The sequence below is a fragment of the Mariniflexile sp. AS56 genome (assembly GCF_030552475.1).
Classification (GTDB): domain Bacteria; phylum Bacteroidota; class Bacteroidia; order Flavobacteriales; family Flavobacteriaceae; genus Mariniflexile.
The window spans coordinates 23,533-36,864 of the sequence record NZ_JAUPED010000002.1; the positions used below are offsets into that span (position 1 = coordinate 23,533).

Consider the following 13,332-nt stretch of genomic DNA (forward strand, 5'->3'; position numbering starts at 1 on the left):
TTTTTATGGAATGAGGTTGGCTTTTTTTTATGAACTTAGAAACTAATAGCGGCTTCTAGCACAAGCCCGTTAAACTTACCGTCCTCTAATAAATTCCCACTAGGGTAATCGTTAAATTTTTGGTTTACATATTCGGCTTTTAGTAAAATGTTTTTAGTCATGAACCAGCCAGCACCTAGTTGGAACCTGTCTACATTTACATCATCGCCAGTTGTTAATTCAGCACTTACAGTATTGTATCGCGTTCCTAAATAAAAGCTCTCAGAAGTTCCAAATCTATATATTATTTCACCTGCATATTGGGTTGCTTTTCTTCTGTCTATTTCAGTTAAGGCTTTTCCTGATGTCAATTCAACGGTTCCAAAAACTTCCAACCCGTTGTATTTTAGGAAAGGATTAATCATAACTGCTGTGATTTTATTTTTGAATCCTGGGTCGAAACGTCCAGATCTAAAATTATCGCTAGTTGAAGTGGCATCTTGCATAACACTGTAATATCTAGACCCTGCTCTATCTGCTGTGTATAAATAAACAGACTGTGCGTACCCTGTATTATATAAAGAGCCTGTTAATCTAAATCTAAAATCATCTGAAATTTGCTTGTCATAACCAACTTTTGCTAAGAAAGCTGCACCTCCAGTAGTACCATTAGCTATCTTAACATTTTGGTTTAATTTTCCATTAGAAAACCCTATCATAGCTAATAAACCACTATCGCATTGGTACAGAACTTCTGCACCCACTTCAGTTGTAAAAGAATCCATAATTAAGTTGCCTACAAACGGGTTGAAAAGTGTTTGTGCATTGTCACTTCTTCTAAAATGCGCATCACCATAGTTGTTTTCCATATGTCCAATTTTAATAGTGGTATGTTTCATAAGCTCTTCTAAAAAGCCTTCACTAATAAAATTTAATTTATCAATTTGAAAGTATCCTCCCTTAACATAAGGTTCTGGATGATGTCTAGAAGATAGATATGTTCTTAAATGCATTCGCACACCATCATAAAGTGCTACGTCTAAATCTAAATTAGCAGTAGCTAAGTTAAAGTTGCTTCCAATTTCTCCTAAAGGAATAACTCCAGAGTTCCCATTATCTAAAGATTGAAACTGAAGTGTAGAAGCACCCCCAACTCTCACTTTTACACCGTTAAAGGTTGAAATAGAATCTTTAGGCTCTTCAAAAATGCCAATACCATCTTTATCTTGTGGTTTAAAATGATCTAAATTTCTGTTTTGTCCATAAATACTGAATCCAATGAGTACGATTCCTAACAGTATTACTTTTTTTAATATTGCTTTCATAATTTTTGTTTTTAAATTTTTGTTGTTTGGCTATTTGAATATGGTTGAAAATTTAATTGTAATAACATCGCCTGTAGTAATAGTGCCTAACAAGGCCTTTGGAGGTTCTATTTTGAAGTCTGTCATTTTAATTTTCTGTTCGCCAATAAGCGTTATTTTATTATCTAGAATACTTAATGAAAGTTCCAAGGGAATCTGTTTTTTTACCCCAGAAATACTTAAATCACCTTCAGCTTTTAATGAAAATTTGCCGTTTCCCTTGTTTATAATTTCGTTAACTTGGGTTAATTGAAAAGAAATGGTTTTATAGCTGCTCGTGTTTAAAGCTTTATAAGTATTCTTATCCATGCTGGATTTACCACTTTTTAAGCTTTCGGCTACTATATCAATGTTGCATTTATCAATCTCGCCAGCTTCCATGTTTTTAAAAACTATTTTTCCACGTTGTTGTTCGGCAGTAATATGCCAATCGTGTAAACTTGAAGTTCCTAAAACAGAAAGTGTGGATTCATAGTTTATTAAATTGAATTGTTGTGCTTGAATTAAGTGAGATGCTAAAATAAAAAAAGCCATAAAGCTTAAAACTATTTTGTACATTTTTTTATTTGGATTCATAATCTTTGGTTTTAATTATGATGCAAATTTCAGACACAATGGGAGTTTAAAAAATGATAAATATCATACCTATTTAAAAAAGAGATTTCTCATTTATAATTGAAGTAATATGAAGAGTAGGAGAAGTTAGTTTAATAAATTAGATTGAAAAATTAGCATGAGGCATACTATTATAAAGCTGTAAATTTGTTAGATAGATAGAAGGGGGAATATTAAAAGAAACGGTAAAGAGCCGATTAGTTTTGTTAATAGGCTTATCATTTTAAGTGTTTTGTCCAATTATTTAATGTAATCGACTCATGACTTATGATGTAAAGAGATTATCATGCACAAATGGTGGTGTATGTTACTGTAGTTGAAGTTATTAGTGACTCTGATCTCTATGTCTAATTTAATGGAGTAATTGAATAGATAATTGCGATTAATTCCCCTTCACCCGTTGCCATAAATGAAGCATCAGTTTTTTACCATCACGAGGTGTTTTTTCTTGTTCAATAAAATTGATTTCTCCGTTATTGTTAACATCAATTCTGTATTTAAAAACGAAATCTTGCGATTGAGGTTCTAAGCTTAATAACCCAAAACGTAAGTCATTGTAGTATAACTCACCATCTGTTTTATTAATGGTGTACCAACCTTCTGAAATAGCAATCATTTGTTTTACTTTTTCATTTTTGACAAGATCGCCCAATAAGTCATGATTTTTGGGGTACGTTTCAAAGCGAATAGCTTGAGTGTCAAAAAACGAATAGTTTCCTAATAAATAGGCATCTTCGGTTTCAATGTTTGCACTCCATAAAATGGTGTTTAATGGTGACGGTCTGGTGTCAATTTGTTTATATGCAATATTTTTATTTTGTAATGCTGTTTCAAACTTTTGGAATGCAAACCATTTTAAAAGAAATGTGAGTGCTAAATATGCAGTGCTAATTGTGAGTCCGATATCATTATAAAAGCGACGTTTTTTTGAGATTTTATTTTGAAACATCGTTAAAATCAAAAACACTAAAAAAGGCAAGGTATAAAGTGGGTCTATAACAAAGATGGTTTTAAACGCGAGTCTTAAATCTATAGGCCAAAAAAGTTGTGTGCCCCAAGTAGTGTGCGCATCTAAAATGGGGTGGGTTAGCAATGCCCAGAAAAATAGCCAAGACCAGTCTTTAAAATTTTTATAAGCTTCATACCGTGATACTAGCCACCCGAAAATTGGAGCGAAAAGTATTGAGAATAATATGGAATGGGTAAACCCGCGGTGCATGGATAAAGCAGAAACAGTATCTGTAAAATAAGAAGCAAAAACATCTAAATCTGGAATAGTACCAGCGATGGCGCCATATAACATGGCTTTATTGCCTGTTTTTTTTCCTAAAACAGCTTCGCCAATGGCAGCTCCTAAAACAATTTGTGTGAGTGAATCCATAATATGCTTCAAAAGTAAGGTATCGAAAGTGAATTTGCGCAGAGGAAGCCATTTTTGCAACACCAGTGCACTAAATAATTTATATATTTGTATGCAATGAAAGTAATTACATCCATATCCATGTCCATACTATTTATGTTTCAGGCAGCCATGCCAAACATAGACATGGGGTGTGAGTTTCAAAAAATTGCTGCAGTATATTCACATTATCTAGAACACAAAACATTTGATGGCGACACGTTTCTAGATTTTGTTTTAGAAGATTACATTCTTGATGATGGAAGTGGGGCAGAGCACCATGAAAATTCCAACCATCACGAAACACCACTTCATAGTTCGCACCAATGTGGCCATGTTACTTTCTTTTTTTCTCAAGAAGCTCAATTCATTTTAGAAGCTTTTAATTATAAGGAAATTTTAAAATTTGATTATTACAATACATCACTTTCTTCCACCTATTTAGATACTTTATTTCAACCGCCTCGGGTTTAAAAATGCTCGTTTCTATAAAATAGAAGCTGTATATTTTATGGTCTTACTATTCTAGAAGGCTAAATTATTTTACAAACATTTTTAAACAAATTATATGCTTAATAACATTATTAGGTACTCTGTAACGCACAAATTGGTTATAGGGCTACTCACTTTGGCTTTAATTATTACGGGCGTTTATTCGTTACGTCAGCTTCCTGTAGATGCTGTGCCCGATATTACCAATAACCAAGTACAGGTTATTACCAATTCACCCACATTAGCGGCGCAAGAGGTGGAGCGCCTCATTACTTTTCCTATTGAAATCACCATGGCAACCATTCCGAAAATAGAAGAAATTCGTTCGTTTTCACGTTTTGGTTTATCTGTGGTTACTATTGTTTTTGAAGAAGATGTCGATGTTTATTGGGCACGTCAACAAGTGAACGAGCGTCTTGCAGATGCGCAATCTCAAATACCAGAAGGTATAGGGAAACCTGGAATCGCACCATTAACTACGGGGCTTGGAGAAATTTATCAATATGTGGTTACAACCAAGCCTGGTTATGAAGATCGTTATGACGCCATAGAATTGCGAACCATTCAAGATTGGGTTATTAAAAGACAACTTTTAGGCACAAAAGGGGTTGCAGATGTGAGTAGTTTTGGTGGTTATTTAAAACAATATGAAATCGCCATACGTCCGGAACGCTTAAACGCTATGAATGTTTCAATTTCTGAAATTTTTAAAGCTTTAGAAACGAACAATCAAAATACGGGTGGTGCCTACATCGAAAAAAATGATAAAGCTTTATTTATTAGAAGTGAGGGCTTTGTTGCTTCCATAGAGGACATTGAAAATATTCTTGTTAAACAAACTAGCGGAAGAAACCCCATTTTAATAAGCGATGTGGCAAAAGTACAAATAGGAACAGCGATTCGTTATGGTGCCACGACACGTAATGGTGAAGGTGAAGTTGTTAGTGCTATTGTGATGATGCTAAAAGGCGCAAATTCAGCCCAAGTGATTACAGATGTTAAAGATAAAATTGAAACGATTAGTAAAACATTACCAGAAGGTGTCGTTATTGAACCTTTTTTGGATAGAACGAAATTAGTAAATAATGCGATTGGAACCGTTACGACAAACTTGGTGGAAGGGGCACTAATTGTTATTTTTATTTTACTATTACTATTAGGTAATTGGAGGGCAGGATTAATTACGGCTTCTGTAATTCCATTAGCCTTATTGTTTGCATTTTCTATGATGCATATTTTTGGGGTTTCAGCCAATTTAATGAGTTTGGGTGCAATTGATTTCGGACTTATAGTTGATGGTGCTGTTATTATAGTAGAAGCGACTTTATTCCATTTAGGTGCATTAAAATTAAAGAGGAGGCTTACACAAGAAGAAATGGATGAAGAAGTCTATCAATCTGCCAGCAAAATTAGAAACTCGGCAGCCTTTGGAGAAATTATCATCCTTATTGTGTATTTACCTATATTGGCTTTGGTGGGAACAGAAGGAAAAATGTTCGGACCTATGGCTCAAACAGTTAGTTTCGCCATTTTGGGTGCTTTTATACTGTCCCTAACCTATATTCCTATGATGTCTGCGCTTGTTTTAAGTAAAAATACCAATCATAAAAAGAATATTTCCGATAGGATAATGCATTTCTTCTATAAAATTTATGAACCTATTTTGAAAAGAGCCATGCAAGCACGTATGCTCGTTGTTTCAGTAACCATTCTATTATTTGTGTTGGCTTTTATGGTGTTTACAAAATTAGGAGGTGAGTTTATTCCAACACTAGAAGAAGGTGATTTTGCAGTTGAAACACGGGTGATGACGGGAAGTTCACTTTCCAATACCATTAAGGCTACAACCAAAGCAGAAAAAATACTTTTAGATAACTTTCCGGAAGTGGAACAAGTCGTTTCCAAAATTGGTTCTGGTGAAATACCTACAGACCCGATGCCTGTGGAAGCGGCCGATTTAATGATTATTCTCAAAGATAAATCGGAATGGGTTTCGGCTTCCAACAGAGAAGAATTAGCAAATAAAATGGCTGAGGCTTTAGAGGTGATTCCGGGTGTAACTTTTGGTTTTCAACAACCTATTCAGATGCGTTTTAATGAACTGATGACGGGTGTGCGCCAAGATGTAGCCGTAAAAATTTATGGTGAAGATTTAGAACAACTATCCAAGTACGCCAATCAAATTGGACAAATTGCAGGAACTGTTGATGGTGCTGTAGATGTTTATGTGGAGGAAGTGACCGGTATTCCCCAAATTGTAATTGATTATAACCGAGCACAATTAGCAAAATATGGTTTGGATATTCAATCTGTAAACACCACCATTCAAGCTGCTTTTGCTGGGGCATCTTCGGGGTTGGTTTATGAAGGAGAAAAACAATTTGATTTGGTAGTGCGTTTGGAAGGAGACCATAGAACCAGTCTTTCAGATGTTCAAAATCTATATATTAATGGTGTGAATGGGCAGCAAATACCATTGCAGCAAGTAGCTAAAGTTTCCATCATAGATGGCCCCTATCAAATACAACGCGATGATACTCAAAGACGTATTATTACAGCGTTTAATGTGCGTAATCGGGATGTGGAAAGTGTCGTGGAAGAAATAAGCCAAAAAATTGACAGTCAAGTAAATTTAGCACCCGGTTATAGCATTAGTTACGGTGGGCAATTTGAAAATTTGGTAGAAGCTAGGCAGCGTTTATCCATTGCGGTGCCTATGGCATTGTTGCTTATTTTCATTTTACTGTATTTCACTTTTGGATCTATAAAGCAAGGTGTTTTAATATTTACAGCCATACCATTATCTGCTATTGGAGGTGTGTTTGCGCTTTGGCTTCGCGATTTACCTTTTAGTATTTCTGCGGGTGTTGGTTTTATTGCACTTTTTGGAGTCGCCGTATTAAATGGAATTGTGTTAATTGCAGAATTCAACCGACTAAAAAAAGAAGGCGTTTCAGATGTTTTTGAACGTATTTACCAAGGTACTAAGACTCGTTTGCGCCCTGTAATAATGACCGCTGCGGTAGCTTCTTTAGGGTTCTTACCTATGGCAATTTCTCAAACCTCCGGGGCAGAAGTACAACGTCCTTTAGCAACTGTTGTTATTGGAGGTTTAATTACCGCTACTTTTTTAACGCTTATAGTCTTGCCTATTATTTATTATTATTCAGAAAAAAACATGAAAATGAAAGGGAATAAAATGGGTTTACCTGTGTTTTTAATCTTTTTCGGATCTGTTTTCGCTGTAAACGCACAAACGGCACCAAAGGTAAAAGTATTCAATAATCTAGAAACTGTTGTAGAGACGGCGTTGAGGAATAACCCCAATATCGAAATATCAAAATTACAAACAGACCAAGAACGGGCTTTAAAAGGAGCGAGTTTTAATCTTCCTAAAACAGATTTTGGTTTAGAATATGGTCAAACCAACAGCGCTGTAACTGATGATACCCGGTTTAGTGTGAATCAAACTTTTGCATTTCCAACAGTATATAGCAACCAAAATAAGCTTTCAAAGGCGAAAATCGCATCTACGGAATGGAATCAAAAAGTTGTAGAAAATGAGTTGGAAGCACAGGTAAAGTCGGTTTATTATGGGCTTTGGTATCTTAAAAGCAAAGAACGTGTGTTAGTGCAGCAAGATAGTATTTATCAAAAATTTCAGTATGCGGCAAATCTTCGTTTTAAAACTGGTGAAAGCAATGCCTTGGAAAAAGCAACAGCCACGGCAGAATTAGCCGATATTGAAATTGCAATGCAAAACAATAGGTCTAGTATAAAGGGGTATCAACTACAGTTGCAAAACCTTCTGAATTCTGATAGTTTGGTAGATATTTATGTGGGTGATTTAGAAGTGAAAACCGTTATGTTTTCAGAAACATCTGTAGATAGTTCAGCTGTTTCAAATAACCCATTAGTGTACTTCTATAAATCAAAATTAGACATTTCAAATAAGGAACGTTCCGTGGAAACGGCAAAAATGTTACCCGATATAACTTTAGGGTATTTCAATCAATCTTTTATTGGGAATGGGGTAACTGCAAGTGGAACCCCAACCGTATTCGATTCTGGCGATCGTTTTACGGGTGTGCAATTAGGGTTAAGTATACCTTTATTTTTTAAGTCGCATACATCAAAAATAAAAGCGGCAAAAATTCATGAAAAGGAAATAGAAGCACAATTAGAAGCGGTTACTAAGTATACGCAATCGCAATTTCAAACGGCTATGGAATCCTTAAGAAAGGATAAAGAAAATTTAGATTTTTATAGTTTGAACGCCTTACCCCAATCAGACTTATTATTAAAAAGTTCGCAACGTGGTTTCCAAGAGGGAGAGATTCAATACGTTGAATATGTGCAAGGCATTAATAGAGCTTTAGCCATACAAATTAAATATTTAGATTATATCAATCAATATAATCAAACCCTTATAACCATTGAAAAACTGACATCAAATAATTAAAAAGATGAAAAATATACTATATAAATTAGTGCTATTAACGACGCTCGTTTTAGCAACAGGCTGCAAAGATAAACAGGCTAACAAGGCGGAAGATATGCATGAAGCTGAACATGAAAACGTGGTAGAGTTTACCGAGGCACAATTTGCACAAACAGATATACGTGTTGGTAAAATTGAAAAGCGTAACATTGGCCATGAAATTACTGTAAATGGGATGATAGATGTGCCGCCACAGGGTAATATTTCGGTAACAGTGCCGTACGGAGGGTTTTTAAAACAAACAACAATGCTTCCTGGAACCAAACTGAAAAAAGGACAAGTGATTGCCACCGTTGAAAATCCTGAATTTATTGAATTTCAAAGAGATTATTTGGAAGCATTAGCGCACAATGAGTATCTTAAATCAGATTTTGAAAGACAAGAAACGCTGAATAAAGAAGAAGTGACTTCGACTAAAGTATTCCAAAAAGCAAAAAGTAGTTATTTAACAAATAAGGCCAATATTCAAGCTTTGGAAAGTAAATTACGGTTGATTGGTATTAACCCTTCAAGCGTGAAAAACGGTAAGATATCTTCCGTTGTTAGTATACATTCGTCCATAAATGGCATTGTGCGGGAAGTGTATATCAATACAGGGAAATATTTCACTCCACAAGATGTGTTAATGGATATTACAGATGCATCTGATTTGCATGTAGAATTGAAAGTCTATGAAAATGATATTCCGCTTATTCGGATAGGACAACGCATCCGTTTTAGACTCGCAAACGCTCCCGATGCGTGGATGGAAGCAGAAGTGTTTTTAGTGGGAAATAATGTGCGTACAGATAGGTCTATTACCATTCATGGGCATTTAAAAGAAGAAAATGAGGCCTTGCTACCAGGTATGTTTATAAATGCCAATATTGAAGTGGAGACTTTGGAACTATATGCAGTTCCAGAAGAAGCTGTTGTGAGGTTTGAAGGGAAACATTATATTTTTAAATCTGAAGGAAAAAGTAAAGAGGATGACCAGATGATGCATCACTTTGAAATGCTTGAAGTGATTAAAGGAAACGAAGAAGAAGGTTTTGTAGCTGTTTCTTTAGTAGATAAAACTCAAGATATTTCAAAATTAGATATTGTTTTAAAAGAAGCCTTTACAGTATTAGCGAAAGCAAAAAACAGTGAAGAAGAAGGTGGTCACGGACATTAAAAATGGAATATGGATAACATAGAAAAATTATTTGCATCAAAAAACATTCGTGTTACGGCTATGCGTTTGCTTATTTATAAATTTCTAGCAGAGAAACAAATTGCGGTTACATTAAGTGATATTGAAAACGCTTTTGATAAAGCGGATAGAACAACCTTGTATCGAACTATTAAAACGTTCGAAGAGAAAGTTATTGTGCATCAAATAGATGATGGTACAGGAATTACTAAATATGCTTTATGTGAAAAAGGTTGTAATTGTGACATTGAGACAGACTTACACCTCCATTTTCATTGTAATAATTGTAATGAAACCATTTGTTTAACAGATCATAAAATACCTCAAATTAAAGTGCCAGAGGGTTTTGTCTCAGAAAATGTGAATTTGGTTGTTAAAGGTATCTGCGATAAATGTAGCGGGTATTAATGCACTTCCATTGCATGGTATTTTAGAGCATCTTTGTATGCATAAAATAAAATACTAATGAATATTAAATTAATAGCTACGGGTGTAATCACAGCAATTACAGCATCACTGTGTTGCGTTACACCCGTTTTAGCACTCATAGCTGGAACTACTGGTATTGCTTCTACTTTTTCTTGGATAGAACCGTTTAGACCCTATCTTATGGGGTTAACTGTTCTGATTCTTGGTTATGCCTGGTATCAAAAATTAAAATTTGTAGAAAGCGTGGATTGTGCTTGTGAAACGGATGAAAAACCAAAATTCATACAGTCGAAAACCTTTTTAGCTATTGTAACGGTATTTGCCGTTGTAATGCTGGCTTTCCCATATTATTCAGGTTTTTTTTATCCCACAAATGAAAAGGAAAAAGTAGTAGTCAATACATCGGATTTAACAACAACCGAATTTAAAATTAGTGGAATGACTTGCGCAAGTTGTGAAGCACACGTAAATCATGCCGTAAATACTATAAATGGAGTTGTTCAATCCAAAACATCTTATCAAAATGGAAATGCCATCATTGCATTTGATAAAACACAAACAAATGAAGCAGCCATAGAGAAAGCCATTAATTCAACTGGTTATTCAGTAACAACTAAAAAAGAGCACGAATGGAAATTCAATTAAAATCAGAAATTACCTGTCCAAATTGCAACTATAAAAAAGTAGAGGAGATGCCAACAAATGCTTGTCAGTTTTTTTATGAATGTGATAATTGCCAAACGGTGCTTAAACCAAAAGAAGGAGACTGTTGTGTTTATTGCTCATATGGGTCTGTGGCATGTCCTCCAATTCAAGAAAATAAGGGTTGTTGCTAACAGATTGAGACTATTAAGTTTTCTATTCTTTGTATTATAAAATCGTTTTTAGAACCAATCATTTTTAATTATGAAAAAAAAGAAACTCAATTTAAGAGATATTAGACCATCATCCGAATCGGGACATCATCATAACCATGGGCAACACCAAAGTGGGCTAAAGATGTATATACCTGCAATTATAAGTATGTTTATGCTTTTGATTGGGATTGCTTTAGATTATTTTAAAACACCTTTTTTTAAAGATTGGCTGCGCTTAATTTGGTATATCATAACGTATTTACCTGTTGGTCTTCCTGTTGTAAAAGAAGGATGGGAAAGTATTAAAAAAGGCGACGTTTTTACGGAATTCCTTTTAATGTCAATTGCAACTATTGGTGCTTTTTCAATAGGAGAATTTCCAGAAGCAGTGGCGGTAATGTTATTTTATGCGGTAGGTGAATTGTTTCAAAATGCAGCAGTAACTAAGGCTAAGAGAAATATTAAAGCCTTGTTAGATGTGCGTCCTAAAGAAGCAAATGTTTTTAGAAAGCAAACGGTAGTTAACGTGAGTCCAGAAACAGTAGAAGTTGGCGAGAAAATTCAAATTAGAGTAGGTGAAAAAATCCCATTAGATGGTGTTCTAATTTCCGAAAAAGCATCTTTAAATACAGCCGCTTTAACTGGTGAAAGTAAACCAGAAACTATAACTAAAGGAACCCCCGTTTTTGCAGGTAGCATTAATTTAGAAAGTGTTATTGAAGTAGAAGTGACCAAAGAATTTAAAGACAGTTCTATTGCTAGAATATTAGATTTGGTTCAAAATGCTACTGCCAGAAAATCAAAAACTGAATTATTTATTAGGCAGTTCGCGCGTATTTACACGCCTATTGTGGTCTTTTTGGCTATTGGTGTTACTCTATTACCCTATTTTTTTGTGCCTGATTATGTGTTTAGAGATTGGTTATATCGCGCATTGATTTTCTTAGTGATTTCCTGTCCGTGTGCTTTGGTTATTTCTATACCACTGGGTTATTTTGGAGGCTTAGGTGCTGCTTCAAAAAATGGTATTTTATTTAAGGGCGCTTCGTTTTTAGATGCGATGACTAAAATTAACACCTTAGTCCTGGATAAAACAGGTACGGTTACAAAAGGCATTTTCAAAATCACTAAAATAAAAGTGATTCATAGCGAAGAGAAAGAATTCATGAACTATCTAATGGCCATGGAAACACAATCTACGCATCCTGTAGCCAAAGCTATTTTGGAGTATAAAATGCAAGATGTAGGTTTTAAAGCGACTGAAGTATCAGAAATAGCAGGTAAAGGTCTAAAGGGTGTTGTAAACGGAAAAACGGTATTAGTTGGTAATAAAGCTTTAATGACTGCTAATAATATATCAGTTTCAGAAGAAACCGAATCTATTGTAGAATCTATTGTTTTGGTGGCTATAGATAATGAGTTTGCTGGTTATGTTGTTATTGCAGATGAACTAAAGGAAGATGCAATGGAAACTATTTCAGGATTGCATAAAGTTGGCATTAAGAACATAATAATGCTTTCTGGAGATAAAAATTCTATCACACAAAAAGTGGCTTTAGAATTGAAGATTAAAATAGCTAAAGGTGGTTTGCTACCAGAAGATAAATTAAATGAAGTTGAAAAATTAAAGCAAAACTCGAATAACAAAATAGCTTTTATTGGAGATGGTATTAATGACGCCCCCGTTCTTGCAGCAAGCGATGTGGGAATTGCTATGGGTGGATTAGGAAGTGATGTGGCCATTGAAACTGCCGATGTAATTATTCAAACAGATCAACCTTCAAAAGTGGTAAAAGCTATAAAAATAGGTCGTTCTACTCGAACAATTGTATGGCAAAATATAGGTTTGGCATTCGGAGTTAAAGTTATCGTGCTTATTTTGGGGGCAGGTGGTTTGGCAACCATGTGGGAAGCCGTTTTTGCAGATGTAGGTGTCGCTTTATTGGCTATATTGAATGCTGTTAGGTTACAACGAATGCATTGGAATTAAAATAAGATAACATGAGTAAGAAATTACATTGGGATAACGTATTTAAAACAAAAGCGTTGGATGAAGTAAGTTAGTATGAAATGGAACCAGAAACCTCATTATCATTTATTAAAGAATCGAATATTTCTAAATCTGCAAAAATTATGGATGTAGGAGGTGGAGATAGTTTTTTAGTAGATAATTTATTAGCGCTTAGGGTATAAGGATATTACTGTGCTCGACATCTCTGAGGCAGCCTTAGAACGCGCAAAGTTGCGTTTAAAGGAACAAGCAAAACAAGTGAAATGGATTGTTGCCGATATCACTAATTTTGTTCCAACTGAAAATTATGATTTTTGGCATGACAGAGCTGCATTTCATTTTTTGAAAAGAAGAAAAAAGTATAAGCAATTACATAGATACGGTTCAAAAGTATATTAATATCGGCGAACATTTAGTTGTTGGTACTTTTTCTAAAAATGGTCCCAAAAAATGCAGTGGTTTGAATATAAAACAATATTCTGAGATTACAATGAATACCTTGTTTAAAGCG

General features: G+C 34.7%; 12 protein-coding genes. 9 read left to right on the plus strand and 3 right to left on the minus strand.

The window, feature by feature from the left end; translation table 11 throughout:
- Positions 1-35: 35 nt before the first annotated feature.
- From Q5N74_RS02860 to Q5N74_RS02870, 3 genes are all read right to left on the minus strand, one after another.
- Complete coding sequence (locus tag Q5N74_RS02860; RefSeq protein WP_304387197.1) at positions 36-1,304, minus strand: hypothetical protein; 1,269 nt, start codon at positions 1,302-1,304, stop codon at positions 36-38.
- A gap of 30 nt (positions 1,305-1,334) precedes the next feature.
- Positions 1,335-1,919 (minus strand): YceI family protein, encoded by a 585-nt coding sequence (locus tag Q5N74_RS02865; RefSeq protein ID WP_304387198.1) that lies wholly within the window; start codon positions 1,917-1,919, stop codon positions 1,335-1,337.
- Positions 1,920-2,340: 421 nt separating this feature from the next.
- Complete coding sequence (locus tag Q5N74_RS02870) at positions 2,341-3,339, minus strand: metal-dependent hydrolase (protein WP_304387199.1); 999 nt, start codon at positions 3,337-3,339, stop codon at positions 2,341-2,343.
- Between the two features lie 96 nt (positions 3,340-3,435).
- Between Q5N74_RS02870 and Q5N74_RS02875 the strand changes: the two genes are divergently transcribed.
- The 9 genes from Q5N74_RS02875 (at position 3,436) to Q5N74_RS18955 (ending at position 13,220) form a co-directional block, all read left to right on the plus strand.
- On the plus strand, positions 3,436-3,831 hold the full coding sequence (locus Q5N74_RS02875; RefSeq protein WP_304387200.1) for a hypothetical protein: 396 nt from the start codon (positions 3,436-3,438) through the stop codon (positions 3,829-3,831).
- Positions 3,832-3,925: 94 nt separating this feature from the next.
- Entirely contained in the window at positions 3,926-8,311 is a 4,386-nt protein-coding gene (locus Q5N74_RS02880; protein WP_304387201.1) for a CusA/CzcA family heavy metal efflux RND transporter, read from the plus strand.
- 4 nt (positions 8,312-8,315) lie between these two features.
- The gene (locus tag Q5N74_RS02885; protein ID WP_304387202.1) at positions 8,316-9,506 is read left to right on the plus strand and encodes an efflux RND transporter periplasmic adaptor subunit; all 1,191 of its coding nucleotides are present in this window, start codon (positions 8,316-8,318) and stop codon (positions 9,504-9,506) included.
- Positions 9,507-9,515: 9 nt separating this feature from the next.
- Positions 9,516-9,932: a Fur family transcriptional regulator gene (locus Q5N74_RS02890; RefSeq protein WP_304387203.1), complete on the plus strand. Its 417-nt coding sequence runs from the start codon at positions 9,516-9,518 to the stop codon at positions 9,930-9,932.
- A 57-nt stretch (positions 9,933-9,989) separates the two neighbouring features.
- The gene (gene merTP / locus Q5N74_RS02895) at positions 9,990-10,598 is read left to right on the plus strand and encodes a mercuric transport protein MerTP (protein ID WP_304387204.1); all 609 of its coding nucleotides are present in this window, start codon (positions 9,990-9,992) and stop codon (positions 10,596-10,598) included.
- Positions 10,583-10,789: a GDCCVxC domain-containing (seleno)protein gene (locus Q5N74_RS02900; protein WP_304387205.1), complete on the plus strand. Its 207-nt coding sequence runs from the start codon at positions 10,583-10,585 to the stop codon at positions 10,787-10,789. Before merTP ends, Q5N74_RS02900 begins: the two co-directional genes overlap by 16 nt.
- A 70-nt stretch (positions 10,790-10,859) precedes the next feature.
- Positions 10,860-12,800, plus strand: a complete 1,941-nt coding sequence (locus Q5N74_RS02905) for a heavy metal translocating P-type ATPase (protein ID WP_304387206.1) — start codon at positions 10,860-10,862, stop codon at positions 12,798-12,800.
- 80 nt (positions 12,801-12,880) lie between these two features.
- Positions 12,881-13,003 carry a hypothetical protein gene (locus Q5N74_RS18950; RefSeq protein ID WP_369686014.1) on the plus strand — a complete coding sequence of 41 codons (123 nt, stop codon included), beginning with the start codon at positions 12,881-12,883 and terminating at the stop codon, positions 13,001-13,003.
- A gap of 10 nt (positions 13,004-13,013) precedes the next feature.
- On the plus strand, positions 13,014-13,220 hold the full coding sequence (locus Q5N74_RS18955) for a trans-aconitate 2-methyltransferase (protein ID WP_369686015.1): 207 nt from the start codon (positions 13,014-13,016) through the stop codon (positions 13,218-13,220).
- The last annotated feature ends 112 nt before the right edge of the window (positions 13,221-13,332 follow it).

Excerpts from the sequence above, each read along its gene's own strand:
- Q5N74_RS02860 (WP_304387197.1), bottom strand. The coding sequence starts at position 1,304 with ATGAAAGCAATATTAAAAAAAGTAATACTGTTAGGAATCGTACTCATT.
- Q5N74_RS02865 (WP_304387198.1), bottom strand. The coding sequence starts at position 1,919 with ATGAATCCAAATAAAAAAATGTACAAAATAGTTTTAAGCTTTATGGCT.
- Q5N74_RS02870 (WP_304387199.1), bottom strand. The coding sequence starts at position 3,339 with ATGGATTCACTCACACAAATTGTTTTAGGAGCTGCCATTGGCGAAGCT.
- Q5N74_RS02875 (WP_304387200.1), top strand. The coding sequence starts at position 3,436 with ATGAAAGTAATTACATCCATATCCATGTCCATACTATTTATGTTTCAG.
- Q5N74_RS02880 (WP_304387201.1), top strand. The coding sequence starts at position 3,926 with ATGCTTAATAACATTATTAGGTACTCTGTAACGCACAAATTGGTTATA.
- Q5N74_RS02885 (WP_304387202.1), top strand. The coding sequence starts at position 8,316 with ATGAAAAATATACTATATAAATTAGTGCTATTAACGACGCTCGTTTTA.
- Q5N74_RS02890 (WP_304387203.1), top strand. The coding sequence starts at position 9,516 with ATGGATAACATAGAAAAATTATTTGCATCAAAAAACATTCGTGTTACG.
- merTP (WP_304387204.1), top strand. The coding sequence starts at position 9,990 with ATGAATATTAAATTAATAGCTACGGGTGTAATCACAGCAATTACAGCA.
- Q5N74_RS02900 (WP_304387205.1), top strand. The coding sequence starts at position 10,583 with ATGGAAATTCAATTAAAATCAGAAATTACCTGTCCAAATTGCAACTAT.
- Q5N74_RS02905 (WP_304387206.1), top strand. The coding sequence starts at position 10,860 with ATGAAAAAAAAGAAACTCAATTTAAGAGATATTAGACCATCATCCGAA.
- Q5N74_RS18950 (WP_369686014.1), top strand. The coding sequence starts at position 12,881 with ATGGAACCAGAAACCTCATTATCATTTATTAAAGAATCGAATATTTCT.